This is a genomic window from Velazquezella soli (assembly GCF_977018685.1).
Window position 1 is genome coordinate 327,021 of record NZ_CDRNXF010000005.1, and the last position, 26,432, is coordinate 353,452.

The 26,432-nt window shown below is 60.6% G+C and carries 23 protein-coding genes and 1 riboswitch; of the genes, 12 read left to right on the plus strand and 11 right to left on the minus strand.

Features of this window, described 5'->3' with window-relative positions:
• Nucleotides 1-10: 10 nt before the first annotated feature.
• On the minus strand, nt 11-256 hold the full coding sequence (locus AC0JZ8_RS21990; protein WP_062459613.1) for a DUF2934 domain-containing protein: 246 nt from the start codon (nt 254-256) through the stop codon (nt 11-13).
• Between the two features lie 160 nt (nt 257-416).
• Nucleotides 417-519, plus strand: a riboswitch (TPP riboswitch).
• 133 nt (nt 520-652) lie between these two features.
• Here AC0JZ8_RS21990 and AC0JZ8_RS21995 point away from each other — a divergent pair.
• Genes AC0JZ8_RS21995 through AC0JZ8_RS22030 form a run of 8 tightly spaced genes read left to right on the plus strand, consistent with a single transcriptional unit; the run spans nt 653 to nt 7,043 of the window.
• Entirely contained in the window at nt 653-1,417 is a 765-nt protein-coding gene (locus tag AC0JZ8_RS21995; protein WP_471893556.1) for an ABC transporter permease, read from the plus strand.
• Between the two features lie 16 nt (nt 1,418-1,433).
• Nucleotides 1,434-2,378, plus strand: a complete 945-nt coding sequence (locus AC0JZ8_RS22000; RefSeq protein WP_471893557.1) for an ABC transporter substrate-binding protein — start codon at nt 1,434-1,436, stop codon at nt 2,376-2,378.
• Nucleotides 2,378-3,118 carry a hydroxyethylthiazole kinase gene (locus AC0JZ8_RS22005; protein ID WP_471893558.1) on the plus strand — a complete coding sequence of 247 codons (741 nt, stop codon included), beginning with the start codon at nt 2,378-2,380 and terminating at the stop codon, nt 3,116-3,118. Before AC0JZ8_RS22000 ends, AC0JZ8_RS22005 begins: the two co-directional genes overlap by 1 nt.
• Complete coding sequence (gene thiE / locus AC0JZ8_RS22010; RefSeq protein ID WP_471893559.1) at nt 3,108-3,767, plus strand: thiamine phosphate synthase; 660 nt, start codon at nt 3,108-3,110, stop codon at nt 3,765-3,767. Before AC0JZ8_RS22005 ends, thiE begins: the two co-directional genes overlap by 11 nt.
• A complete protein-coding gene (thiD, locus tag AC0JZ8_RS22015) occupies nt 3,764-4,564 on the plus strand; it encodes a bifunctional hydroxymethylpyrimidine kinase/phosphomethylpyrimidine kinase (protein WP_471893560.1) in 801 nt (266 codons plus the stop codon). The genes thiE and thiD overlap by 4 nt, the downstream gene beginning before the upstream one ends.
• Entirely contained in the window at nt 4,561-5,355 is a 795-nt protein-coding gene (locus AC0JZ8_RS22020) for an ABC transporter permease subunit (RefSeq protein ID WP_471893561.1), read from the plus strand. Before thiD ends, AC0JZ8_RS22020 begins: the two co-directional genes overlap by 4 nt.
• Nucleotides 5,352-6,056 carry an ABC transporter ATP-binding protein gene (locus AC0JZ8_RS22025; protein ID WP_471893562.1) on the plus strand — a complete coding sequence of 235 codons (705 nt, stop codon included), beginning with the start codon at nt 5,352-5,354 and terminating at the stop codon, nt 6,054-6,056. Before AC0JZ8_RS22020 ends, AC0JZ8_RS22025 begins: the two co-directional genes overlap by 4 nt.
• Nucleotides 6,057-6,089: 33 nt before the next feature.
• Nucleotides 6,090-7,043, plus strand: a complete 954-nt coding sequence (locus tag AC0JZ8_RS22030; protein ID WP_471893563.1) for an aliphatic sulfonate ABC transporter substrate-binding protein — start codon at nt 6,090-6,092, stop codon at nt 7,041-7,043.
• Between the two features lie 166 nt (nt 7,044-7,209).
• On the opposite strand, the gene AC0JZ8_RS22035 is transcribed toward AC0JZ8_RS22030, so the two are convergent.
• From AC0JZ8_RS22035 to AC0JZ8_RS22060, 6 genes are read right to left on the minus strand one after another with little or no spacing between them, the layout of a single operon-like run.
• Nucleotides 7,210-8,430 carry a M20 family metallopeptidase gene (locus tag AC0JZ8_RS22035; protein WP_430245598.1) on the minus strand — a complete coding sequence of 407 codons (1,221 nt, stop codon included), beginning with the start codon at nt 8,428-8,430 and terminating at the stop codon, nt 7,210-7,212.
• 22 nt (nt 8,431-8,452) lie between these two features.
• Entirely contained in the window at nt 8,453-10,096 is a 1,644-nt protein-coding gene (gene nikE / locus AC0JZ8_RS22040; RefSeq protein ID WP_471893564.1) for a nickel ABC transporter ATP-binding protein NikE, read from the minus strand.
• A 10-nt stretch (nt 10,097-10,106) separates the two neighbouring features.
• Nucleotides 10,107-10,931, minus strand: a complete 825-nt coding sequence (locus AC0JZ8_RS22045) for an ABC transporter permease (RefSeq protein ID WP_062459577.1) — start codon at nt 10,929-10,931, stop codon at nt 10,107-10,109.
• The gene (locus AC0JZ8_RS22050; protein ID WP_062459574.1) at nt 10,924-11,871 is read right to left on the minus strand and encodes an ABC transporter permease; all 948 of its coding nucleotides are present in this window, start codon (nt 11,869-11,871) and stop codon (nt 10,924-10,926) included. Before AC0JZ8_RS22050 ends, AC0JZ8_RS22045 begins: the two co-directional genes overlap by 8 nt.
• 58 nt (nt 11,872-11,929) lie before the next feature.
• A complete protein-coding gene (locus AC0JZ8_RS22055; protein WP_471893565.1) occupies nt 11,930-13,480 on the minus strand; it encodes an ABC transporter substrate-binding protein in 1,551 nt (516 codons plus the stop codon).
• Nucleotides 13,481-13,520: 40 nt separating this feature from the next.
• Entirely contained in the window at nt 13,521-14,786 is a 1,266-nt protein-coding gene (locus AC0JZ8_RS22060; RefSeq protein ID WP_471893566.1) for a M20 family metallopeptidase, read from the minus strand.
• A gap of 161 nt (nt 14,787-14,947) precedes the next feature.
• On the opposite strand from AC0JZ8_RS22060, the gene AC0JZ8_RS22065 reads away from it, so the two are divergent.
• The gene (locus tag AC0JZ8_RS22065; RefSeq protein WP_062459564.1) at nt 14,948-15,703 is read left to right on the plus strand and encodes a GntR family transcriptional regulator; all 756 of its coding nucleotides are present in this window, start codon (nt 14,948-14,950) and stop codon (nt 15,701-15,703) included.
• Nucleotides 15,704-15,865: 162 nt separating this feature from the next.
• On the opposite strand, the gene AC0JZ8_RS22070 is transcribed toward AC0JZ8_RS22065, so the two are convergent.
• Nucleotides 15,866-17,683: a methyl-accepting chemotaxis protein gene (locus AC0JZ8_RS22070; protein ID WP_471893567.1), complete on the minus strand. Its 1,818-nt coding sequence runs from the start codon at nt 17,681-17,683 to the stop codon at nt 15,866-15,868.
• Between the two features lie 345 nt (nt 17,684-18,028).
• Here AC0JZ8_RS22070 and AC0JZ8_RS22075 point away from each other — a divergent pair, with 345 nt between their 5' ends.
• Together AC0JZ8_RS22075 and AC0JZ8_RS22080 are read left to right on the plus strand one after the other, a co-directional pair.
• On the plus strand, nt 18,029-19,645 hold the full coding sequence (locus AC0JZ8_RS22075; RefSeq protein WP_471893568.1) for a putative bifunctional diguanylate cyclase/phosphodiesterase: 1,617 nt from the start codon (nt 18,029-18,031) through the stop codon (nt 19,643-19,645).
• A gap of 13 nt (nt 19,646-19,658) precedes the next feature.
• Nucleotides 19,659-20,096, plus strand: a complete 438-nt coding sequence (locus AC0JZ8_RS22080) for a BLUF domain-containing protein (RefSeq protein WP_471893569.1) — start codon at nt 19,659-19,661, stop codon at nt 20,094-20,096.
• A 74-nt stretch (nt 20,097-20,170) separates the two neighbouring features.
• Here AC0JZ8_RS22080 and AC0JZ8_RS22085 read toward each other — a convergent pair whose 3' ends face one another.
• From AC0JZ8_RS22085 to AC0JZ8_RS22095, 3 genes are all read right to left on the minus strand, one after another.
• The gene (locus AC0JZ8_RS22085; protein ID WP_471893570.1) at nt 20,171-21,964 is read right to left on the minus strand and encodes a YbhB/YbcL family Raf kinase inhibitor-like protein; all 1,794 of its coding nucleotides are present in this window, start codon (nt 21,962-21,964) and stop codon (nt 20,171-20,173) included.
• A gap of 121 nt (nt 21,965-22,085) precedes the next feature.
• A complete protein-coding gene (locus AC0JZ8_RS22090; RefSeq protein ID WP_471893571.1) occupies nt 22,086-22,355 on the minus strand; it encodes a hypothetical protein in 270 nt (89 codons plus the stop codon).
• A 24-nt stretch (nt 22,356-22,379) separates the two neighbouring features.
• Nucleotides 22,380-22,784 carry a gamma-glutamylcyclotransferase family protein gene (locus AC0JZ8_RS22095; protein ID WP_062459546.1) on the minus strand — a complete coding sequence of 135 codons (405 nt, stop codon included), beginning with the start codon at nt 22,782-22,784 and terminating at the stop codon, nt 22,380-22,382.
• A 493-nt stretch (nt 22,785-23,277) separates the two neighbouring features.
• Here AC0JZ8_RS22095 and AC0JZ8_RS22100 point away from each other — a divergent pair, with 493 nt between their 5' ends.
• Nucleotides 23,278-26,280 (plus strand): DEAD/DEAH box helicase, encoded by a 3,003-nt coding sequence (locus AC0JZ8_RS22100; protein WP_471893572.1) that lies wholly within the window; start codon nt 23,278-23,280, stop codon nt 26,278-26,280.
• The last annotated feature ends 152 nt before the right edge of the window (nt 26,281-26,432 follow it).

A 26,432-nucleotide genomic window follows, 5' to 3' on the forward strand; every position in this document is an offset into this window, starting at 1 on the left:
CTGGTCGTCGTCAGTCCGGCGCGACTGACGACGGAGGCCGGATTGTGGCGGCATCGTCGGCCGCTGCATCGTTCTCTCCACCAAACGCGGCATCAGCCTGCTGGTTGACCTTGGTCACATCGTCGCTTTCCTGATCCGACATGTCGGCTGGATGCTCGGAACGCTTCCAGTGATCGTCATGGGACCCTTCAGGACGGCCTTCTTCCTCCCACAGTCTGTAGGCCCGTTCGCGCTGTTCCTGTTCTCTATCGGTCATGGTTGCTCCTCCTAAGTTGCGAAGACATAACCAGCGGACGGGCCCCGGGTTTCCTTGAGGCGGATGACATAGAATAAAATTTTTGTCAGCTCGCCGCGCAGGCTCTGCCGGACAGCGATCGCAAGCGATTGACAAAGGCCGTTTCTTTGTCCAACCTTGGCGTCATTCCGAGGGGAGCATCGAACGGTGCTGAGATGGCGGTGAGCCGGACCCTTGAACCTGATCCGGGTCATACCGGCGTAGGAACGGAAACGGCGCAATACCGCACCTCTTTCTTATTCTCCGCTCGCCTGGATCTCCATGATGTCAAGGTCAGGAGATCAGCCATGCTTACGCTCTCGAGAAATCCCCGAATAGGACGAATGCGGTTCGACGGTTTGAACCCGCGTCGCTGACATGCAGTCCCGGTTCGCAGCCCTCGGGCTTTTTCTGCTACTGGTAAGCTGGCAGCTTGCCGTTCAGGTTTTTTCACCGCCGCGCTATCTTCTGCCGTCACCACTCGCGGTGGTGCAGGCATTGGTGGGTCAGAGCGGCTTCCTCGCCCACCACACGCTCGTCACCCTGAGCGAAATCCTTGCAGGTCTCATCGCAGGCAGCATTTTCGGTGCGGCGGTTGCGTTTCTCGTTGTGGCATTCCCGCGGGCCGGCAGGCTTGCCTGGCCGATCATCCTTATCCTGCAGACCTTTCCGGTCTTCGTGCTGGCACCCATCCTGGTGCTCTGGCTCGGTTTCGGCATGGCGTCGAAAGTGATGATGACGACGCTCGTCATCTTCTTCCCGGTCGCCTCCGCCTTCGCAGATGGCCTGAGGCGGACGGAACCAGCGATTCTGGAAGCCGCCGCGCTGACAAGAGCGACGCCCTGGCAGATCCTTGTGAGGCTCAGAACACCGCTTGCGCTGCCGGCGCTCGTGTCCGGTCTGCGCGTCGCCGTGCCGCTCGCGCCCCTGGGTGCCGTGATCGGCGAATGGGTCGGGGCTTCAGCCGGGCTCGGCTTCGTCATGGTTCAGGCGAACGCCCGCATGCAGACCGACACCGTTTTCGCAGCCATGACCATCCTGGCCCTGACCAGCGTCGCGCTGCGCCTGGGTTTCGACCGTCTCGTAAAGGGACACCCCCATTGGGCGACCGAGACCGAACCACAGACACAGTTATCATCGTGAGGAGAGACGACCACCCATGAAACGCATGCTTCTGGCCTTTGCCATTGCCATATCCGCCAGCATGAATGCATCCGCAACGCATGCCGCAGAAAAGCTCACCGTCATGCTTGAATGGTTTGTGAACCCGGACCATGCGCCGCTCGTGATTGCCGCCGAAAACGGCTATTTCAAAGCCGCCGGCCTCGATGTCGAGCTGGTGCCTCCCGCCGACCCGTCGACGGTGCCTCGCCTCGTTGCCGCCGGCCAGGCCGATATCGGCATCCACTACCAACCGAACCTGTATCTCGATCGTGCAGCCGGCCTGCCGCTCAAGCGAATCGGTACCCTCGTCGAAACGCCCTTGAATACGGTGACGGTTCTCGCCGATGGCCCGATCAAGAGCCTCAAGGACCTGCGCGGCAAGAAGGTCGGCTTTTCCGTCACGGGTTTCGAAGACGCGATGCTGAAGCGCATGCTCGAGGGCGAAGGCATTGGGCTTACCGAGGTCGAACTGATCAACGTCAATTTCGCCCTCTCGCCGTCGCTGATCGGCGGCAAGGTCGATGCCACGCTTGGCGGCTTCAGAAACTTCGAACTGACGCAGATGCGGATCGAAGGGCACGAGGGCCGTTCATTCTTTCCGGAAGAACACGGCGTCCCCGTTTACGACGAGCTGATCTTCGTCACACGCGACGGGCTGGCGACAGATCCTCGCCTGCCCCGCTTTCTCGAAGCCGTCGAGAAGGCTGCAATTTTCCTGACCAATCACCCCGATGATGCCTGGAAACTGTTCATCAAGGCCTATCCCAACCTCGACGACCCGCTCAATCGTCAGGCGTTCACCGACACGCTGCCGCGTTTCGCCAAACGGCCTGCAGCGCTGGATCGGGGTCGCTACCAGCGCTTCGGTGAGTTCATGGCCGCGAGCGGCCTTATTCCGCACGCCCCGCCGGTCGATGACGTGGCGATCGAAATCCGGTGATGACAATGAACAATTCCCCGACGCCGCAACAGGCCGGCGATCTCCTGGCACGTGTGAGGGCCCGGCGCCCGCGCGTCCATTGCCTGATGAACACCGTGGTGCAGAAATTCGTTGCTGACGGCATCACTGCAATCGGCGCCATCCCCTCGATGACCTCCTCCCCGGACGAAATCGTCGGTTTCGTCTCCAAGGCTGATGTCCTCGTCGTCAATCTCGGCACGCTGGATGCTGACCGTCGCAAGGTGATCGAACTGGCTGTCGAGGTCGCAAACGATCATGGAAAACCCTGGGTCCTCGATCCCGTTCATAGCGACTATTCCCCCGTGCGGCTGGAGTTTGCAAAGACATTGATCGCCCGCCGCCCAACAGTACTGCGTGGCAACAGCGCGGAGATGGCGCTGTTCGGAGACATTGGCGAAACACTGAAAATCGAGACCGGCGCTCACGATCGCCTGACGGATGGCGCGCGAACCGGCACTGTTCGTAACGGCCACCGATGGATGGCGGATGTCACCGGGACCGGTTGCCTATCGGGCGGCGTCATCGCCGCGTTTCTGGCCGTGGAACCGGATGCTATGGCAGCGGCCGCAGCAGCGCTGGCGGCGACCGGCGTCGCCGCGGAACAGGCCGCCGAGCACGCGCGCGGTCCCGGCAGTTTCGCCGTTGCCTTCCTGGATGCACTGTCAGCGCTGACGCCCGATGAACTCAGCCTGCACGGAAGGATCGACCATGAGATTTGATTACCGACTGAACCCGATCGTCGATGCTGGTCTCACCGATGTCGGCGACCTTGCGGATCTTGCAGCAAAGGCCGCGAGAAACGGCGCGACGCTGATCCAGTACCGCGACAAGACCGGCTCCACCCGGCAGATGATCGCCATGGCCAAAAGCATCAAGGCCGCCCTTGATGGCACCGGCGTGCCGCTTGTGATCAACGACCGTGTCGATGTGGCGCTTGCTTCAGGCGCCGACGGCGTGCATCTGGGTGCTGACGACATGGATGCCGGGACCGCACGCCGGCTGCTCGGCCCCGACACCATCATCGGCCTCACCGTCAAGACACGTGCCGATGCGGAACGCGCCGGACGAGCTCAGGCCAGCTATGCCTGTATCGGCGGGGTGTTCGAGACCCTGTCGAAACAGAACCCCGATCCACCGGTTGGCCTCGAAGGCTTGCGGGATCTGCGCGAACGGTTGCGACAACTGGATCCGACCCTCCCGGTCGGCGCCATCGCGGGCATCGGGCTCGAGCAGGTGCGGAGCGTCATCGACGCGGGGGCCGATGGTGTCGCGGTCATTTCGGCAATCTTCCGCGCACCGGATCGTGCAGACGCCTGCCGCAGTTTTCGGCGCCGGGTGGATGATGCTCTGAGCGAGGTGAAGCGATGACATCCGTTGCCATGACGATCGCTGGTTCCGACAGCGGTGGCGGCGCCGGCATTCAGGCCGATATCAAGACCTTTTCCGCCCTCAACGTCTTCGCCACCAGCGTCATCACCGCCGTGACCGCCCAGAACACGCGGGGCGTGAGCGCCGTCGAAGACATTTCGTCGACAATGATCGGGGAGCAGATGCGCGCAGTGCTCGCCGATATCACGGTCCATGCGATCAAGATCGGCATGGTGTCCCGCTGCGAAACAATCCACGCGGTTGCCGGGGGGCTGACACACTATAGCGGTCCCGTCGTCCTCGATCCGGTCATGGTCGCGACCTCGGGCGATCGGCTGCTGCGCGAAGATGCGATCTCCGCCCTCATCGCCAGCCTCGTGCCGAAAGCGACGATTGTGACGCCGAACCTGCCTGAAGCTGCACTGCTCACCGGCATGCCGGTCGCCGAAACCCGATCCGATATCACCCGTCAGGCGGAGGTGATTCTCAACGCCGGGGCCCGTGCCGTGCTGATTAAGGGCGGGCATGGAGGCGGCCGCGACAGCATCGATCTCTTGTTCGATACGTCAGGCGTCACGGAGTTCTCGGCAGCCCGTGTCGATACGAAAAACGACCATGGCACAGGCTGCACGCTTGCGGCGGCGATCACCGCCGGCCTCGCCCGCGACCTGTCGTTGCATGAGTCCGTTGGCGCTGCAAAAACATATCTTCAGGACACTTTGATTGCCGGAAAAGCTCTTTCTATCGGCGGCGGGCATGGCCCGGTCCACCACTTCTACAAATGGTGGCCGGCATGAACCGAGCTATGGCGGGTCCGGTGAGGCCCGGCCGCCTGGCGCAATTCGCGTCGCGGCTCGCCTCGCCGATTGCCCTCCTTGTCATTTGGCAGATCGCCAGCATGACGGGACTGCTGTCGCCGCGCATTCTGGCCGGACCGGGCGACATCGTCGCGACAGCCAGCCGCCTCATCGCGGCCGGTGAACTGATCAACGGGCTGATCGTATCGTTCCTGCGGGTGCTTGCAGGCTTTTCGATCGCGCTCGTCGCCGGGATTGTTCTGGCTCTGATCTCCGGCCTGTCTCGGTTCGGAGAAGCGGTGATAGACCCGCCGATCCAGATGCTGAAGGCTATGCCGTTCCTGGGTCTTCTGCCACTGTTCATCCTCTGGTTCGGGATCGGCGAGATACCGAAGATCGGGCTCGTCGCCTTCGGCGCCATCTTTCCGATCTATCTCACCCTTTACGGCGGCATTCGCGGCATTGACAGGAAGCTGATCGAGGCGGGGCAGACGATGGACCTCGGCACGACAAGCATCATTTGCCATATCGTCATTCCTGGCGCCCTGCCCTCGCTGCTCGTGGGCGTCCGATACGGCCTCAGCGTCGCCTGGCTCAGCCTCGTCGTCGGCGAACAGATCAATGCCGCAAGCGGCATCGGATACACCATTTCCTATGCCCGCGACTTTATGCAGACAGATGTCATCGTCGTCTGCCTTCTAGTCTACGCCATCTTAGGCCTGCTGACCGATGGTCTCGTACGCATGATCGAGGCTTATGCGCTGCGCTGGCGTCCGGAGGTGTTCGGTTGATTCCCCTCGTCGACATCAGGCAACTCACCCGCTCGTTTGGCGGCGCGGCCGTTCTCGACGGCATCGACCTCGCCATGGCGCCCGGCGAATTCGTCGCCCTGCTCGGCCGCAGTGGTTCCGGAAAAACCACGCTGTTGCGCATTCTCGCCGGTCTCGATACCGCCGCGGCCGAAAGGCTGCAGCTGACCACCCGGCGTTCGGTGGTTTTCCAGGAACCGCGCCTGCTTCCATGGAAAAGCGTCATCGACAACGTCGCGCTCGGTCTGCGACACCCGGATGCCCGGACGCTCGCCACACATGCACTGGAGGAAGTCGGCCTGTCGCACAGGATCGACGCCTGGCCACTGACGCTCTCGGGCGGCGAGGCGCAGCGATCGGCGCTTGCGCGGGCTCTCGTGCGTGAACCCGAATTGCTGCTGCTGGACGAACCCTTTGCCTCGCTCGACGCGCTGACGCGGTTGCGGATGCATGAGCTCGTCCTCGCGCTGTGGCGCAAACATAGCCCGGCGGTGCTACTCGTCACCCATGATGTCTGGGAGGCCGTGGCGCTTGCAGACCGAATCCTGGTGCTCGATCAGGGACATTTCATCCGCGAAATCAATGTCGATATCGACCGCCCCCGTCGCCGCGACGACCCCAGAACGGGCCGCATCGAAGCGGCGCTGCTGGAAGAGCTCGGCGTCCTCCCCACGCAAGACTGACTTCCATGTGAAAACCGCAGATTGGACTGAGCTATGATTTCCAAGCGTACATTCCTTGCCGCCGTCACCCTCTTCAGTGCCGCCGCCGTGTTTGCCCCTCCTGTCCAGGCAGCCGATCAGGTGGTGCGGATCGGCTGGTTGCGGGGACCCAACGACATCACGCTCGCCAAGTCGCGCGGCACGCTGGAAAAGGCGCTGTCCGAAAAAGGCATCAAGGTCGAGTGGGCCGGTCCCTTCCCGGCGGCAGCGCCTGCTTTCGAGGCGCTCAACGCCGGCAGCATCGATATCACGGCCGGAAGCTCGACCTCGGCGATCGCAGCCCTCTCGGCCAGGATCCCGCTGGTGATCTTTGCCTATCAGAAGATGGCGTCAGGCTCTGAGGGTATCGTGGCGACGAAGGGTTCCGGCATCGCCACCATCAGGGACCTGGCGGGCAAGAAGGTGGCGGTCAACCGCGGGGGCACAGGGGAATATCTGCTGATGCGCGGACTGGAGACGAACGGCATCGATCCTGCAAGCGTGGAACGCGTCTATCTCAGCCCCAGCGACAGTGGCCCAAGCTTCAGCCAGGGCCATGTCGACGCCTGGGCGACCTGGGATCCGTTCCTGACCATCGCGGAAAAGGCCTATGACGGCACGGTCATCGCCGATGGCGCCGCCATCAGGTCCGACAACGCTGTCGTTCTTGTCGCGAGCCGCGAATTCGCCATGGACAAGGCCGATCAGCTGCAGCTCGTCTTCGATGTCATCAAAGCGGAAAACGCCTGGGCAGTCGCCAACAAGCCGGAGGCCGGGGCGATCTGGGCGAAGGAAATGAACGTACCCGCCGATCTCGGGGCAAAGATCGGCGAGAACAACGCGGTGCCGACGACCGGCGTTTCCGAAACGGACGTGAAGCAGATCAATGCCGTGGCTGAGTGGTACGTAACAAGCGGTATCATTCCGGCGGTGCCCGATATCGCTGACGGCGTCGTTGAGCTAAAGTAAGTCTCGACGGGCTCGCCCGGCCCCTGCGTCGCTCGGGGTCGATTGCCGGCAAAATCGTTACTGCCCCGTGCGCGATGCAGCCATGCATCGAAAGTCCGTGTCAGATGGGAAGATGGCCTCCCGGGCGAGAGCGATATTGCGATCGTTTCACCCGGGAGACCGGTTCTCAGGCCACTTCGCAAATATCGAGGATGGTCAGCATGTAGACGCGGATCATGTCGAGGAAATCGACGATGTCGACGCGCTCGTCCGGCATGGTGTTGTAGCGACCACCCGGGCCGCAGACGATGCCTTCCATGCCAAGCTCGTGGTAGAGATGGCCGGCATCTGTGCCGTAGAAACGCGTCGGCGTGATCGCGCCGGTCGGCTGCTTCTCCCCTCGGACAGCCTCATAGGCCGCATTGATCGATTTGACGATGCGGCTATCCGGCGAAACCTCGAAGGGCGGCATCAGAGGGCGGCCTTCGATCATCTCGGGGACGAGCTTCGCCTTCAGGCCCGGGAAACGGCCTTCGAGTGCCCGCAACTCATCGGCCAGATCGGCGAGAACGCCTTCCTGCGTCTGGCCCGGTGCATAACGGCACGACCCTTTGAGGCGAACGAAGTCGGCCACTTGCGGCGGACGCCATTCCTCGAGGTCGCGACCGAGCGCGCCGTGGACGACGCCCACATGGCCGCGGTTGATCGAGCGGTGGACATCGCTTCTGGCACCGCTGAAGGTCATCGCATTGATGCGCGGGATGATATCGCAGGCGGCGGCAATCGCGTCGACGGATTCCTCGCGCTTCGACAGGTGGCGGGTGTCGCCGGTCAGCTCGATGACATAGCTCAGTGCTGCCGCATGCATGGTGACGGCAACGAGGTCGCTCGGTTCGCTGTTGATGAAATAGTCGGCCTTCACGCCGCTTTTGATGGCAGCAAGTGTGCCGACGCCGCCCTGCAATTCGCCGACGACGAAGGTCAGGATCACGTCGCCCTTCAGTTTGACGCCCGCCTCGAGCAGCGTCTTCACCGCGCAGAAATAGGCGGCATCGCCGGCCTTCATGTTGGAAACGCCGATACCGTAGATGAACTTGTCGTCGACAAGACCCGCATAGGGGTCGACGGTCCAGCCTTCGGTGACTGGGTTGGTATCGAGATGGCCGTTGAACAGCAGGCTCTTGCCGCCGCCTTGGCCTTTCAGACGACCGATCGTGTTGAACCGCCGGCCATCGTCGAAGGGCTGCAGCTCGGCTTCGACGCCGATCTTTGCAAGCTCAGCCGCCATCCAGCGCGCCAGAACCTTCTCGCCCTCGGTTTCCGAATGGCTCTTGTGCTGGACCATCTTCGACAGAAAATCGAGGCAGGCCTTTTCGTCGATCCGATCCACGAGGGACTTCGGGTCCATTGTCATGCTCCTTGATGCGGTATTACTGGTATTGAGCGGCGGCGCGCGGCACCGCCTCGATCAGGCGGCGGGTGTATTCCGCCCGGTCGGGACTATCGATCTCGGACGCCTTCACCACCTCGATCAGATCGCCGCGATACATTACGGCAATCCGGTGGGCGATCTGGCGGATCAGGTTGAGATCGTGAGTGATGAACAGGTATGCGGTACCGCTGGCCTTTTGCAGTTCCAGCAGAAGCTCCACGACCGACGCCTGCACCGAGACGTCGAGCGCAGAGGTGATCTCGTCGCAGATGACCAGCTTCGGTTTGGAGGCGAAGGCACGGGCAATCGCCACGCGCTGCTTCTCGCCGCCCGAGAGCTGATGCGGATAGCGGCTTGCGTGGGTGCGCGGCAAGCGCACCTGTTCCAGCATGTCACCGACCTGTCGCTCAAGATCGCTGGCATCGCCGAACAGTTTCAGCGGCCGCGAGACGATCTCGAAAATCTTTTGGCGCGGATTGAGCGAGGCATCCGGGTGCTGAAAGATAATCTGTACGTCCTTGCGATAGGCATTGTCCATATCGCCGAGATTGCGGATCTCGCGTCCTTCGAAGCGGATCTTGCCCTCGAACCGGTTGAGACCGGTCATGGCCTTGGCGAGCGTCGATTTGCCCGAGCCGGATTCGCCGACAATGCCGAGAATTTCTCCCGGACTGATGCTGAGGCTGATCGCATTGTTGCCGGTCACGCGCTCGGTCTTCCGGCCGGTCAGTGCCGAGAGAAACGGCTTGCGACCGAAATGGACGCTGACATTCTCGACCTCAACCAGCGGCGTTTCCGTTGGGGCAACATCATCGTTCACCAGCCGGCGGGCGGGATCGGGAACCGCGTTGATGAGCTCGCGGGTATAGTCCTGTTGCGGATTGGTGAAGATGTCGCGCACCGTTCCCTGCTCGACGATCTCGCCGCGCTTGATGACCGCGACGCGGCCGGCGGTGCGGGCGACCAGCGCAAGGTCGTGAGAGATGTAAAGCGAGGCGACACCTGTTTCGGCCTGCAGCTCGACAAAGAGGTCGAGGATCTGGCGGGAGGTGATCACGTCGAGGGCCGTGGTGGGCTCGTCAAAAATGATGCATTCGGGATTGCAGGCGAAGGCCGACGCGATCACGACACGCTGCTTTTCGCCGCCGGATGCCTCATGCGGCATGCGGTGCATCATCTGCGCCGGCGTCTTCAGCCCGACATGGGCAAGCCGCGCCTCTCCTTCCGTCCACGCCTGCTGCCAGGACAGGCCGCGGTGGCGAACGAGAACTTCGGCCAGCTGCTTGCCGAGCGAGAGGGTCGGGTTGAGCGACGTGCTCGGATCCTGGAACACCATGCTGATACGGCGTCCGCGAAACGTTTCCATTTCGCGCTCCGCCTTTTCCAGCAGATTGTCGGAGCCCAGCTGGATACGTCCGCCGGGCTCGCGGGCGTTCTTCGGAAGGTAGCGCATGATCGACCATGCGAGCGACGTCTTGCCGGACCCGGATTCTCCTACGAGGCCAAGGATTTCGCCACGGCTGATGGCGAGATCGATATTCTTCAGCGCGTGAAACGGGCCGTTGGTAGTTTCGTAATCGAGCGAATAGTTCTCGATTGTGAGAACTGAGGTAGCGGCCGAAGTGTGTTCGGTATTGGTCATGATTTTCACCTCAGGCCCGCGGATTGAGGGCATCGCGGAGACCGTCGCCCAGGAGGTTGAAACCGACGGCGACGATGGCGATCGCCACGCTCGGCCAGATCAGGATGCCGGCGGAAAGATGCATGTAGCGGCGCGCTTCCGATACCATCAGTCCCCATTCGGCAGCCGGTGGCTGGGCGCCGAGACCAAGAAAGCTCAAGGTCGCAAACAGCATCACCGCGAAGGACACGCGAATGGTCATCTCGACGATGATCGGCGCAATCACGTTCGGCAGCATTTCGCGGCGGATGATGTAGCCGGCACTTTCGCCCCGTGCGACGGCGGCGTTGACATAGTCCTGCTTGCGCACCGACAGCGCAACGCTGCGGGTGATGCGGGCCATGCCCGGCGCAAATGCGATGGCGACGGCGACCAGCGCATTGACGGTGCTGGAGCCGAGAAGGTTGACCACCAGAAGGGCAAACAGCAGGCTTGGTATCGACATGACGGCATCGATGGTGCGCATGATCAGTTCGTCCGCACGACCGCCGAGAAAAGCGGATGCGGTTCCGATCAGCGCCCCGATCAGGGTACCGACGATGGTGGCCAGAACGGCCATGACGACGGTTGCCCGCGCTCCGATCAGGAGCCTGCTGAAAATGTCGCGACCATACTGGTCGGTACCAAGCCAGTAGGTGAGGCTCGGGCCTTTATAGCGGGCAAGAGGCGACAGCTTTTCCGGATCGTGCGGCGCAACCAAGGGACCGAAGACGACGACTAGCAGCACGAACACGACGAGGAAAATTCCGATCGCGCCCTGCGGCGTCTTCAACAGACGTTTCGTGAAATCAATCATACTGGATCCTCTTGTCGAGCCAGGCATAGAGGATGTCGGCGATGAAATTGACGATCGAATAGGTGGCGGCCATGATCAGCACGCCGGCCTGGATCGCCGGCAGGTCGCGGGCCTGGATGGCGACGATCAGCTGGCGTCCGATGCCGGGAATGGCGAAGATCTCTTCCACGACGATGACGCCGCCCAGCAGATAACCGACATCGAGCGCGACGATGGTGATCGTTGGAAGAAGCGCGTTGCGCAGCGCATGGCGGCGCAGAACCTGTCCACGGGAAATGCCCTTCAGCCGCGCCGCGCGGATGTAATCGGTATGCAGCACGTCCACCAGTTCGGATCGCACCATGCGCGAGACATGGGCAATCAGGATGATCGAGATCACGCAGACGGGCAGGACGAGATGGGCGATCCCGCGGGAAAAGTCCTCGGTCAGCGGCACGTAACCGGTCGGCGGCAGCCACTTCAGCCAGTCGGCGAAGAACAGCACGGCGATGGTCGCCGTCACGAATTCGGGAAGTGCGACGCCCGCATAGGAGATCAGGCTCACCACCATGTCGGCGACCTTGCCGCGGCGGATGGCGGCGATGATGCCCAGTGGAATGGCGAGAACCAGCATCAGGCCGATCGACAGGAAAGCCAGAAGCAGCGAGCGACCGAGCGCTTCGAACATGACCGGGCCGACCGGCTGGCCGGTGCGCAGCGAAGTTCCGAGATCACCCTGAACTACATGCCACAGCCAGGTCAGATACTGCTGCCAGATCGGCGCGTTCAGGCCCATGGTTGCCCGCAGCGCGTCGAGCGCTTCCTGGGTCGCGTTTTCGCCCAACATCATGACGGCCGCATCGGCCGGCAGGACCTGGGTTATGGCAAAGACGATCAGCGACACGACGAACAGCGTGTAGACGATCATCACCAGCCGCTTGGCTATGTAATTCGGGGACAGGGTCGTGTTCCTCTGACAAGAGAGCCGAACGCCCGATGGCGTCCGGCAGGTTTCGAGATCAGCCGCGCTTCGGTGCGTCAGATGTCAGCGAGACATAGTCGAGACGGAACACGGATGCGCGCGGATGCGCCTCGTATCCGGAAACCCAGCTGCGCTTGGCCGACAGCACGTCGAAGAAGGACGGAATGATCGAGGGAACCTCCTCGTTCATGATCTCCTGCGCCTTAGTATAGAGCTCGGTCCGCTTTTCGGTATCAATCGTCCCACGAGCTTCGTTGACCAGCGCGTCGAACGCCTTGTTGTTCCAGCGCGTCTCGTTCCAGGAGGCATCCGACGTGTAGAGCAGCTTGAAGATGCCGTCAGGGGTGGGCTGCATGTTGTAGAAACCGACGTAGAACGAGCCCTTCTTCCACACCTGCTCGAGGTATGTCGCATGCGGCATCGTCTGCACGTTGATGGTGATGCCGACTTCCTTCGCCATTTCCTTCAGCGCGACGGCAAGCTGAGTGCGGACCGCGGGGCGGTCGGAGGCGACAAGGGTGGCTTCAAAACCGTTCGGGAACCCGGCTTCTGCAAGCAGCTTCTTGGCTTCCTCGATGTTCTGCTCGCGCTGCTTCACGCCCTTGAAGAACTGGTAGGAGCCGTTGAGCGGCGTGTCGTTACCCTGCGTTCCGAAACCTTCGGTGACGAAACCGACCATTGCTTCCCGGTCGACAGTCAGTGCGATGGCGCGGCGAACGCGAGGATCATTGAACGGCGCCGTATCGCAACCGAAATTGATGTTGCAGAACTGGCCGGACGGCGTGCGCAGCACATCGACGCCATCGCTGCCGTCGAGGCGCAGATATTCGGTCGGCTGGATGGTCGAGACGATGTCGATATCGCCAGAGATCATCGCGGAACCTTCAGCGGAAATGTCCGGGAAGACCTGCACTTCGACGCGGTCGAGATAGGGACGAGCCGGGTCGTAATATTTCTCGTTGCGCTCGACGACGATCAGGCGATCGGGCTCATAGGAGACCAGCTTGAACGGGCCCGTGCCGACGGCCTTGGTAGACAGGCTCTTGAGGTCGCCGGTGGCGATCGATGCTGGAATGATACGGGCGCTCGTATAGGCCATGGAAACGGGAAGGTCGGCATAGGCGCCGGTCAGCTTGAACATGACGGTTGCGTCGTCGACGGCGACGATATCGGCGATCGGGCCAACATTGTTGCGGCCGGGGGATGCTGTCGCTGGATCAAGGATTGCCTTGAAGGTTGCGACGACGTCCTTGGCCGTGAACGGCGAGCCATCATGGAAGGTAACGCCGGTGCGCAGCTTGAACGTCCATTCGGTCAGCGCCTCGTTCGGTGTCCAGCTTTCGGCCAGATCCGGCTCGACCGACATGTCGACCTTGAGACGGGTGAGGTTGCTGTAGAGCAGCTCGGTCACCAGGTATTCCGGGTTGACGCGGGTCAGAAGCGGGTGGATGACGCTGACGGCCTGGTCGACGGAGATTTTCAGCGTACCGCCCTTGGCCGGTGCTGCGGCCTGGGCAGAGCCCAGCGATGGCGTTGCGAGAATGGCGGCGGTGCCGGCCAGGAAGAAGCGGCGTTTCATTTCCAGCATGTTTATCGTTCCCTTTATGCTTCGATGCTGCTTGGTATGGCTATATGCGACTTTCAGGCATGGCCTCGGCAGCGAAATCCGCCGCGAGATAGGCGAGAATGCTTTTTGCGAGTGCGATGATGTCCTGTCGGGTCGTGTGCTCTTCCGGGCTGTGGATGCAGCTTTCCGGGCGGCCGAGGCCACCGAGCAATACTTCAGGGCCAAAGCCGGCCTTCTGGACATAGCCGAAATCCGAACAGCTGGCGGCGCCCCATTTGCGGAAGTCTTCCGGCTTGTATCCGAAGCCGAGCGATAGCGCCTGTTGCCAGCGCGGCCAGTGCGGGCCGTCGGGATCGTCGGTCGGGATCAGATGGCCGACAAGATCGACTTTGAGCCCGAGCTCTGTCCCTTCGATGCAATTTCGGATCGTCGCTTCGATCTCGGCGCGTGCGTCCTCATAGCTTTCCTCCGGGGCATATCGACGGCTGACGAGGATCTTCACCTCGGCCGGAACCTGCCCGCCCGCTGTGCCGCCGTTGACGGCGGATATGGTCAGCTGTGGCCGCAGCGGCCCGGTTGCATGCGGCGGCGGCGCGAGCTTGGATGCGCGTTTGGCCACGTCAGGCTTTAGCGCTGCGAGCGCATTCAGAACTGGCAGGGCGCCCTCGATGGCATTCACACCCGCGCCGGTGCGATTGCCCTCGCCGGCATGGACCGCATGGCCCGTAATCGTGACCTGCAGGTTGAAGATCCCGAAGCAGCCCGCCCAGATGCGTGGCGCGGCCGTTCCGTTGAAATTGAGGATATGCCCCTTGAGCATGCCCTGTTCCGCGAGATAGCGAATGCCGGGATACAGACCGCCTTCTTCATCCGTGCACAGGAGCAGCATCGGATCGTAAGCGAGAGAAACGCCGCATTCGCGTGCCGCCCGAAGCGCCAGAAGCGTCGCAGCGATTGTGCCCTTCATGTCGGCAGCACCAAGCCCGAAAAGGTCATCGCCTTCGACCGTCAGCTTCAGCGGATCGCGGCTCCAGCCCGGAGCAACCGGAACCGTATCGACATGATAGTAGAGACCGCAGACAGGCCTGTCCGTTTCGCGCCTTGCAACGAGATTGATGCGTTCGCCGGAAGCCGGTCCGCCCTCGACATGCCAGAGGTCGTGAGGCACCGTCACGCGCTCGAATTCGAAGCCAAGCGGCATCAGCAACTCGGTCATCAGATCGGCAAACGCGCCATAGCCTTCGCCCGGTGGAAAGGTGGTGTCGACCGCAACCATCCGTGCAAGATCCTGCACGGCCATCTCGACATCGCGGTCAATCGCTGCCATGGCAGACGTCAGGGGCTCAGAAGTGGTGCCTGGTTGCTTTAGGCTCATCTCGGTCGTCCTCCGCATTCCGGCAGCCTTCACAACTCGGCTCATTAATATAAACTATATAGTAATACAGCTAGATCGGCATCACGTGTCAACTCCAAAGAAGAGGCAATTCATTGCCTGATAATTCAGCAAATGCCGCCCGACTGAGCGACCTGTCTCTGCCTCTCTATGAGGTCGTGAAACGACAGATCACTGAGGCGATCATGATCGGCGCCCTGGAGCCCGGCTCCGTGCTGCCGAGCGAGATCGCCCTGGCGCAAACCTATGGCGTTGCTGTCGGAACGATTCGACGCGCGCTGATGGATCTCACCAACGACGGACTTTTGAGCCGACGCCGCAAGACCGGGACCGTCGTGACCGGACGCAAACCGCAGCACGGATTGCGCCTGTTCTTCCAGTATTTTCGTCTTCACGGGCTGGACGGCTCGCTGAGCAAATCCGTTACCAAGGTCACGTCGCTGGAATTCGGCGAGGCTTCGGACGAAACAGCGGCGAAGCTGCAGATTGAAACGGGCCGGCCGATCGTGCATTTCCACCGCGTCCGCTATATCGACGACCGGCCAATCATGCACGAAACATTGACGCTGCCGCGCGAGCGCGTCCCCGGCTTTCCGCAGAAGCAGGAGGACATCCCGCCGCTCTTTTATCTGCATCTCCTCGAAAACTACGGGATCCGGATTTCGGCGATCCGTGAACAGATCGGCGCGGACCTGGCATCGGAGGATGATGCACGCTGGCTGAACCTGACGCTTCCAGCCGCAGTCATGACGATCGACGAAGTGGCCTACGACCAGATGGCCGTGCCAGTGCTCATCTCTGCGCACCGGGCGACGACTGCGGACCACCGCTACGTCAACGAGATACAGTAAGCGCGCGATCAAGCTTCAACACTGAAGCATCTGACGCGATGAGCTTTGCTACATTAGCGCAACGTCTAGAAAACCAAAACGAGATGGCGAAACCGCCGCGAGCGTGATCCGGGCTCGCGGCGGTAACAGCTTATTTTCAACGGCTTGGAGCCTATTGTTAACTCAGAATTCTTCCCAGTCCGCAACCGCCAGGGCAGCGGAAGACGAGGCGTTAGCAATCTTGCGCGGCATTGCGACGGCTGCAGGGCGATCGGAAATGGGCTGTGCGACCGGTCTTGAAGCGACGGGGCGATGGGCGATCGGATTGTGCTTCTGCAATGTCTGGGCCGGGGCCCGATCGTTGTCGAAATTGAACTGTTCGAGCAACTGGAACAGCGCGGCCGCTTCCCTTGCCATTTCATGGCTCGCAGCTGTCTGCTGCTCGACCATCGCGGCGTTTTGCTGTGTGCCCTGATCGACCGTGTTGATCGCACGGTTGATTTCGGTCAGCGCGGTGGACTGTTCGCGTGAGGTTTCGACGATCGCGGTGATGTCGCCGTTGATACCTTCGACATGGGTCGCGATCTCGCGCAGGGCGGCGCCTGCCTTCGTGACCAGCGAGACGCCGTTTCCGACATGCGTGCTGGAGGCCGTGATGAGTGTCTTGATTTCCTTGGCCGCTGTCGCAGAGCGCTGCGCGAGTTCACGCACTTCCTGAGCAACGACGGCAAAGCCTTTTCCGGCCTCCCCTGCGCGCGCCGCTTCAACACCGGCGTTCAGCGCCAATAGGTTTGTCTGGAAGGCGATTTCGTCGATCACACCGATGATGTTCGAGATTGCCTTCGACGACGCTTCGATCTGGTCCATGGCACCAATCGCTTCACGCACCACGTCACCGGAATGGTTGGCATGCTCCTTCGTGCGAGCAACCAGTTGGCCGGCTTCCTCTGCGCGTCGGCTGGAATCCTTCACGGTCGTGGTGATCTCTTCCAGAGCAGCTGCGGTCTGCTCGACCGATGCGGCTTGCTGTTCGGTCCGCTTCGCCAGATCGTCCGCCGATGTGCGAACCTCATTCGAACCGGCCGAAATTGCCTTCGCGTTTTCGGCAACCATCACCATGGCCTGCTTCAGCTTCTGCGACGCGGCATTGAAGTCGGTCCGCAGGCGCTCCAGTGATGGAATAAACGGCTTTGCAATTTGCTGCGAAAGGTCACCATCGGCGAAACGCGTCAGACCTTCCGCGAGGCGCTCGACGTTCTCGACCCGGCCGGTAACATCGGTGGCAAACTTGGCGACCTTGATGACCTTGCCACTGGGATCGAAAACAGGGTTGTAGGAAGCCTGGATGTAAACGCTACGGCCGTCCTTGCTGATGCGGCGGAACTCGTCGGCAACATATTCGCCGCCGCGAAGGCGCTCCCACAACTGCGTGTATTGCGGGGATGCCGCTTCGGTCGGGTCCATAAAGATCCGGTGATGCTTACCCACGATCTCGTTCAAGGAATATCCGAGCGCCGACAGGAAGTTGTCGTTGGCGGTAAGGATTTCACCCTGGGGCGTGAATTCGATGGTTGCCTGCGCGCGGGAAACGGCTGAAAGTTTGGCTGCGCTGTCGAGCCCATTCATCTTTGTTTCGCTGATGTCGTTGGCAAACTTGATGATCTTCAAGACCTTGCCGCTGCCATTCTTCACCGGATTGTAATTGCCGCGGATCCAGATTTCCTGGCCGTTTTTCGCAATGCGCTTGAATTCGCTGCACTCGAACGTGCCGCCCTGAAGCTTGCTCCAGAAGGCTTTGTATTCAGGCGTTGCAGCGTAATCTCCGTCGACAAAAATCCGGTGGTGCTGACCGATAATCTCCTGCTCGCTATATCCCATCAGATCGCAGAAGTTTGTATTGGCTCGCAATATGCGTCCTTCGGTATCGAACTCGATGATCGCGAAGGACAGGTCTAAGGCCGAAAGGATTTGATTAGAGTTTGCGCCGAAAAAATCGAACATCACGAAGCCTTGCGATACAGGTGATTGGTCAACCTTCATCGCAAACAATTGTTAAATTAGTAATTAAGACTTGGCAAAAAACAAGAATAAGCCTTTGTAAAAATACATTTAAGCGTTGATCAATAATATATTCCTATTACCTAATCTAGGTTGGGTAGTCTCACGTTCAGGTTGCCGGAAGTAGAGGCGAGCATCCTGCGCGGCGTGCCCTTCCTGCCGCCATCAGTCCATCTTTAGCAATCCGATAACCCTCTCTCGACAAACAGTCATGTTCCGGGGCTTGGCATCCATTGCCTGGAAACGTTTGCGGATTACCTCTCGGTCAACTCCGAACGGTAACCGACCATGAACGCTGTGACGTCTATCCTCCACACATTGGAACCTCATCCGTTTCAGCTTCTCAACACCGAGAAAATACTTGAGTTGCTGCCGCGCCCGGTCTTGGTTGTCGGATCCGATGGTCTCGTCGTCTACGCCAACCAGGCGAGCGAAGTCTCATTCGGCGCATTTCCCGGGGGCGCCGTCCACGCGCTTTTTACGGGCTTGGGCACAGACCTGCCCGACACCAGCTGCGCCCCGGTTTCAGTCACGTCCATCCACAGCGGTGAGAGCTTCGATGCCGCGTTCGTCTCTTTCGACGACGGGCAGTATCTCGTTGACCTGCGACCTGCATCGCAGAACCAGGGCATCGCCATCAAGACCGATGTCGACGAACTGACGGGCCTTGCCAAGCGGAACGCCTTGCTGTCGCACCTGTCGTCCGCTTTGAGCAACGGTTTTAAATCTTCATCGATCGCCGTCCACTGCCTCGATCTTGACCGCTTCAAGATGGTCAACGACACGCTGGGACATGCAACAGGCGACCTTCTTTTGAAAAAGGTGGCCGACCGCCTCAAGGCCGCGTGCCGCAAAAGCGATGTCGTTGCGCGTCTTGGCGGGGACGAGTTCGTGATCCTCCAGCATGATGTCGATGATCTTGCTGCGGCCGAAAAACTCGCTTCGCGGATCGTGGACCTTGTCGGCCGCACCTATGTTCTGAACGGTCACACAATCAATATCGGCGCAAGCGTCGGGGTCGCCTTTGGCGCTGATGCGCTCCAGCCAGACGACCTGCTCCGCAACGGTGATCTTGCTCTCTATGAGGCAAAGAAGGCCGGGCGCGGACGTTACCGCATGTTCGAAAGTGGGATGGACGCTCTACTCCTCGGACGTCGGGAAATGGAGATCGATCTCCGCCGCGCGCTGGCCCTGAAGCAGTTCAAGCTGAACTATCAGCCGTTCCTCGATGTCTCGACCAAACGCGTGGATGGCTTTGAGGCCCTGCTCCGCTGGGAACATCCCGTCAAAGGCAACATCCCGCCTCTTTCCTTTATCTCGCTTGCGGAGGAAAACGGCCTGATCGTCAAGATCGGCGAATGGGTGTTGCGCACGGCCTGCCTGGAGGCCATGTCCTGGCCGAATGATATGATTGTCGCCGTCAACGTCTCGCCGCTTCAGTTCAAAGCGGACACACTGCTGGAAACGGTCGCATCGGCGCTAAGGCACTCGGGACTGCCAGCCCATCGCCTGGAAATCGAAATTACCGAGGGCGCCCTGCTCGATGACACGGATAACGTCATCCAGACGCTTAATGCCATGCGCGCGCTTGGCGTCAGAATCTCCATGGACGATTTCGGCACTGGCTATTCGTCCTTGAGCTACCTGCAGAAGTTTCCGTTCAACAAACTGAAGATCGATCGCTCGTTTGTCGCCTGTGACGACGCAGACAGCGAGGCGATCCTGCGATCAATCGCAAGTCTCGGGACGAGCCTTGGGATGTCGATCACGGCTGAAGGCGTCGAGACGGCGGAACAGTTGGCGCGCATTCGAGGCGAACGCTGCACCCATGTGCAGGGCTACCTGACGGGACGGCCCATGGGCACGGATCAGATTCCGGCGTTCCTGGCACAACACATTTTATAGAGGGGAACTGATAATGGATAACAGCTTGTATCGCCTGGTCTACTACAGCCGCAACCAGATCGGCGACGATGGCGCGGCGTTTAGCTCAAACGTCGACGAGATCCTGGCGAAAAGCCGGGTGAACAATCTGCGTGACGAGATCACCGGGGCGCTTCTGTTCAACGCGGGCTGCTTCGCCCAGGTTTTGGAAGGTCCGCTCGAGCGGGTAGAAGCCGCATTCGAGCGCATCCAGCAGGACGAACGCCACGGCGAAGTTTCGCTGCTGGCCGTGGACCCGATCAGCAATCGGTATTTCCCGAACTGGGCAATGGGTTTTATCGGGACATCCGAAGCCCACGCAAAGCGCTTCGCCGACGTCGGCTCGTCAAGCGGTTTCGATCCGTCGCGGCTAAGCGGCGAGCAGATCCACACCCTGTTGCGAGACCTCGCAATCGAAGAAGAGGCCGCCTGATTCCAATACGGCCTCCTCCTCCAAAAACATCGCTTGCTGCTCAGCGTTGCAGCGGGGCGTGATCGGACGAAGCCTTACTTCTTCGCAGGATCGACCTTCTGCTGGTAGCGACCCACGATCTCACCCTTGCCGATCACATGACCGGCCACTGCGGCGAGAAGAGCATCCCGGTCGGATGTCGGGGGAAGAGCCAGCATCTCGTCGAGCGCAAGAACCTGGAAGTGATAGTGATGCGCCTGGTCGCCGGCCGGCGGCTTCGGTCCGAAATAGCCGTGACTGCCGGATGTGTTGCGGCCCTGAAGGACGCCTTCCGGTTCGACGAGGCGGAGCTGTTCCTGCAACCCTTCCGGCAGGGACGTCACCGTCGCCGGGATATTCCATGCCAGCCAGTGAACAAACGGCTTGGTCGGTGAGGAGCCTGGATCCTCTACGATGATCGCGTAGGACGCAGCCTTCGGGACGGTCTTCCAGCTGATCGCCGGTGAGACACTCTCGGCATATTCGCTATGACGCTGCGGCATAAGTTCGTCGTTGTCAAAAGACGAGGACGAGACGGATACGCTGCCTTCCGTCTTGGTCTCCGGGCGATCCATGGCAAGTGGCACATCGATACCTTTGGCGGCCTGCGCCTTCATAGGTTCAGCGGGCGCAGCGGGCTGCGCTTGTGCCTTTTGCGCGTCGCCGGTGTAAGCCACCCTGTAGATGACACCGTTTGCATCGTCGGCCATCAGCAAGGCGCCATCCTTGGCGACGGCCAGTCCGACCGGTCGTGCAAAATGCGTCTTGCCACCATCGCTGAGGAAGCCGGTGACGAAAGGTTCGAAGGATTTCGGCTTGCCATTTTCGAAGTGAATGCGAACAATCTCGTATCCGGATGCCGGGTTACGATTCCAGGATCCGCGCATGGTTGCAAACGCATCGCCCGAGAACTCGGCCGGAAACGACGTTCCGCTGTAGAATTTCATCTGCATGGGGGCTGCGTGTGCCGTGTAGCCGAGTTTCATCGGATCGCTCTGCGCCTTCCACTCCTCCTTGGTCACCCCGCCGACCGGTGTCGACTGCGGATAGATGTCGCCTGCTCCGTAAACATGCGGCCAGCCATATTGCTTTCCCTGTTCGATGAGGTTGAGCTCTTCTGCCTGCACCTCATCACCGAGGAGATCGATGCCATGGTCGAGCCCCCAAAGTTCACCGGTCTCGCGGTTCCAGTCGTAGCCGATCGTGTTGCGAAGGCCGGACGCGAAGATGGTGCGGCTCTTGCCATCAGGGGTCGTCCGGAGCACCGTTGCGTTTTCGGCATTGCTTTCGTTGCAGGCGTTACAGGTGGAACCGACGCTGATGTAGAGCATGCCATCAGGACCGAACTCCATGACGCGGTTGGGATGCTGTCCGGAATCCGGCAGATCGCCAATGATCATTTCAAGTGGCCCGAGCGTGCCGTCGTCCTTGATGTCCGCGACGAACACCTCTTTGACCGTGACGAGGTACAGCCTGTTATCCTTGATTGCCAGACCGTGGGCCTGCGCACGCGCTGCCACTTTCACCGGTGCGCCGTCGGCCTTGCCGTCGCCGTTCTCGTCCTTCAGCAGCAGCACGTCGCCTTCCTCGCGGCGGCTGACATAGATATAGCCCTTATCCGACACGGCGATGATGCGGCTGTTTCCGAGACCCTGGGCGAAAGGCTCAACGGTGAAACCTTCCGGCGCCTTCAACGTGGCGATCCGTTCCGCGGTTGCCGGAATCTTGTTCGGCTTGAACACGTTGGTCGTGATCTGGACTTCGGTTCCATCGCCCTGCTGTGCATAGGCTGCGCTGCTCAAGAATACCGCGGTCGCGACCGACGCGACGCCAAGAAGTCCAAATTTCATCACTGTATCTCTCTCGTTGACTCGCCCCGTAACCAGCAACCGGAGCCATAGTTCCTCCACCGAGACGCGGAGCGAGAGCACCGCCGTGGTTTGAGACGTCAAATCGAACGAGTGCGCAGTGTCATCCTTTCGGTGACTTTGGCAAAGGGTTGCCAAACAGATCAACCGGATCGGGAACCGCCGACGCGCTCCCCTTCTGGTCGTCGGATAGTCTGCCACCAAAGGAGCGCGAACTGTTCGGCCTTCCGGCCCACAGCACCATTTCGATCTTTTCTCCGGCCTTGATATCTCTGTGAGCGATGAAATAGCCGCGGTGGTCCGGTGCGCGCTCGTGGCCGGCTTTTTCATTTTCGAATAGGCTGACATCGCCGGGCTTTGCCTCGTAGCGCATCGTGACGTCCCTCTTGTCTTGTCGTTACCGGTCCCATGGCGGGATAAATCTGCGGTCGTTATAGGCGGACAGGAAACCGGAATGGATGGGGTCGAGCCAGTTCTCGTCTTTCAGAAAGACAAGGGCATCATGAACGAGACCGCCACCCGATGCCTGAACCTTGAGCATTGCCCGGAAACTTCCCTCTTCACCAACGTCTTCCAGCTTATCCAGAACCGGCAGATCGTTTTCAGGGACTTCAAACAACTCCCCTGTCACCTGCAAACCGGTTCCCGGTTGTTCGAGCATCATCGGCCCGTAGAATGGTGCTGCTATCAACAGGGGGTAGGGCTCGACCGTCACTACATCCCCGATATATTCCGAATTCCCAAGCCCCTTATCGTGAAGCGCAAAGCCTCTTTTCAGGGTGCCGTAAATGAACACTTTCACATGGTTCTCCTATCCGTGAGGTCGAATAACCCGCTCGTCATCGACCTGTTCCGTGCACGGCAACGCGGCATCCGGTCGCTGATGTCTCACCGTCATGGCGGCCTGACCGCGTGAAGAGAAAACTCAAAGTTCGAAGGGAACAGGGCGCGACAAACTAAGTTCTTGCAGCCTGATAAAATTGCTGACGCGAGAATGGCAGGTTCATGTGAGTATCGTTGAGTCCCGAAATGAAAACGCCCCCTCTCCCCTCCCCGCATCGGAACAGACCCCGCATCTGAAACTACCGCCGGGTTTGGTGGCAACCCGGCTTGAGGCATCGCTCCGGAGCTCCGGTCGTTCGCTCTGCTATGTGGCATTGAGCGAAAATGCTGCGCAAAAAACAGCGGATGCCATGGCAGCGCTCTTTCCCTCGGTCCAATTCATTGTTCTGCCGCCTTGGGACTGCCTTCCCTATGATCGGGTTCCGCCCTCGCGGCACTGCATGGGTCGACGCATGGACGCATTGCGGATATGGACCAGGCCAAGCGACACGCCGCGACTGCTGCTGACATCGATCGACGCGACGCTGCAGCGCATTCCGCCGGCGGGGGTCATCGCAGATGGCCAGATCGAACTGGTGGTCGGCGAGCCATTCGATCGCGAGGCATTCCTGAATTTCGTCAGACGATCAGGCTATGTGGAAGAGGGCGTTGCCGACGATCCCGGCGAACTGGCGGTGCGCGACGGGATGATCGACATCTATCCCGCCGGCGCCCCGGGCCCAATGCGCATCGTCCTGTCGGAAGACGATCACGTGACCGAATTGCGTGGATTTGACCGCGTCTCGCAGCGAACCGAGAGCTACCTTGAACGGTTGAGCTTCGGTCCGGCATCCGAAGCCATACTCGCAGACGTCATTGCGGTAGCCCCTGCTCCAAAATCTGAGACGATGGAGCGCCAGCTTTCCCGCCTTTACCCGGACATGGTGACGGTTTTCGATATCCTCGGCAATGCCGCTTTGACTGCGGCTCCGGGCGCAGCAGACCGGGTCGTACGGAATCTGGAAATCATCGACGACGCCCGCCAGTCCCGCACGGAATTCGGTAAGACCGGAGCATCCTCTCCTTGCTCGTTCTATCTTGACAGCGAGGAGTGGGAACAGCGCTTCACCGGCGTGCAGACCAGCGCACTGGATCTCGAACAAGGGGGTGACCTGCCTTCCGGCGCGTCGGATGCGGACCCGCGCAAGGCATTGGTCAAATTTGCACAGGAACGCCTGGGCGATGGAATGAAGGTTGTAATTTCCGGGCATGGCAAGGCATCAGAGGCGCTTTGCCGCCGTGTCGCGAAAGCAACTGGTGTATCGCCTCGGTCCGTCGACAGCTGGACGCAGGTGATGGACGCCAAATCCGGCGCGCTTTTGAAGCTTGCCTGCGCCCTCGATCACGGGTTCCTCGACGTCGCGCAAAATGTTGCTGTCATCGCCGCGGGCGATGAACACCGACATGTTTCCAGTGCAACTTCCTTTCTTGGCGAACCAGATCTTCGGATCGGCGACGTCGTCGTCCACGAAGATCACGGCATTGGCATTCTAAAAGATCTGGAGAGCATCGCCGTTGCAGGTGTCGCGCGTGACGCTGCCCGTCTGGAATATCGCGAAGGTGCTTCCGTGCTTGTTCCGATGGAAGAATTCGGAAAGCTGTGGCGCTACGGTTCCGAACCCGAGGCGGTCTCGCTCGATCGTCTTCACACCGACGCCTGGCAAAAGAAGCACGAGAAGATCGTCGCGGACATCAAATCGACGGCGCGTCATTTTTCGACCATCGCAAAGCACAGGCAGGCCTCGCCGGCCGAGACGTTCATTCCCCCCCGCGCCGAATTTTCAGCCTTCATCCGACGGTTCCCTTTCGCCGAGACACCAGATCAGGCCGAAGCCATCAAGGCCACGCTTTCCGATCTCGCGTCCGGGCATGCGATGAACCGCCTTGTCTGCGGCGATGTCGGCTTCGGCAAGACGGAGATCGCACTGCGGGCCGCAGCAGCGGTAGCACTTGCGGGCGGTCAGGTGGTCGTCATCGCCCCAACGACTGTTCTCACACGTCAGCATTTCGCCACCTTCAAGCGACGCTTCGAAGGAACAGGCATCTCTGTCGGAATGTTGTCACGGCTCGTCAAGCCAAGCGAGGCGAAGCAGGTCAAGGCGGCGTTGGCCGAGGGTGAAATCGACGTTATCGTCGCGACCCATGCGATCCTTGCAAAAGACGTGCGCTTTGCGCATCTCGGGCTTTTGATCGTGGATGAGGAACATCGGTTCGGGCTCAAGGATAAACGGGCCATGAGCGCGCTCGCGCCGACCCTCCACACGCTCGCCATGTCGGCAACACCTATCCCACGCACCTTGCAGTCGGCAATGGTCGGAGTTCAGGAGGTCAGCCTCCTGACGACTCCGCCCGCCCGGCGCCGACCCGTTCGCACATCGCTTGCAGCATTCGACAACGCATCGATGCGCACCGGATTGATGCGAGAATACCGCCGGGGTGGACAAAGCTTCGTCGTGGTGCCGCGCATCGAGGATATCGAAGCCGTCGAGGCGATCCTGCGCAAAATTGTTCCCGAGCTCGCGGTTAAGGTCGCGCACGGCAAGATGCCGGCGGCGACGATCGACGAAGCGATCGTCGGTTTCGCGGACGGCGATGGCGATGTCCTTCTCGCCACCAACATTATTGAAAACGGCCTCGATGTGCCGCGCGCCAATACGATGTTCATCTGGAATGCGGAGCGGTTCGGTTTGGCCCAGCTGCACCAGTTGCGTGGACGGGTCGGCCGTGGAGGCGCGCAGGGCATGACCACGCTTCTGACGGAAGAAGGTGCAGAACTGCCCGAGGAAACGCGCTTGCGGCTTTTGACACTCGTAGAGAACGACCGCCTGGGCGCCGGGCTTGCGATCAGTCTGCGCGATCTCGATCTGCGCGGCGGGGGCGACATCGCCGGCGAGGATCAGGCTGGGCATATGAAGGTCATCGGCATTGGCCTTTACCAGAAGCTCCTCGCGCGTGCCGTCGCGAAACTGGGAAAACGACTTTCGGCCACCAGAAAGCGCGCAATCCTGCATCTTGACGTCGCGGGCACGATACCGGCGGATTACGTGCCGGATCCGGCTGTCAGGCTCAATCTCTATGCCAGACTTCTGCGGGCATCCTCACAGCGCGACGTGAATGATCTGGAGGAAGAGTTCGAGGATCGCTTCGGCGAATTGCCGCAGGAGACGCTGCTGTTGTTGCGCACAACCAGGCTGCAGCTTGCAGCAGGCCATCTCGGTATCGCCAAACTCGAAGCCGGACCGAAGGCGATTGCGATGACCATTGCCAAGATGCCGGCAAGGGTGATTTCGGCCCTGACGAAGAAGATTGCGGCAATCCGGCGGGAAGACCGGCTGATATTTGAGACGGTCGCCCAGACCTGCGACGAGCAGCTGAAGTTCTTCGAGCGACTCATTCTGGCGGCGCGAAGGCCTTGAGGCTTTACGGTTTGACTTGATCGACGATAGCGCGGGCCCGTACTGTGGGCCCGCGAATTTTTGTCAGAACCCCGCGTCGGAGGCTGACGATCTGTCAGTCTCGCGGAGCGCCTCCTGTCCCCGCATATCGCGCCTCTGATGCCTCAACGTGC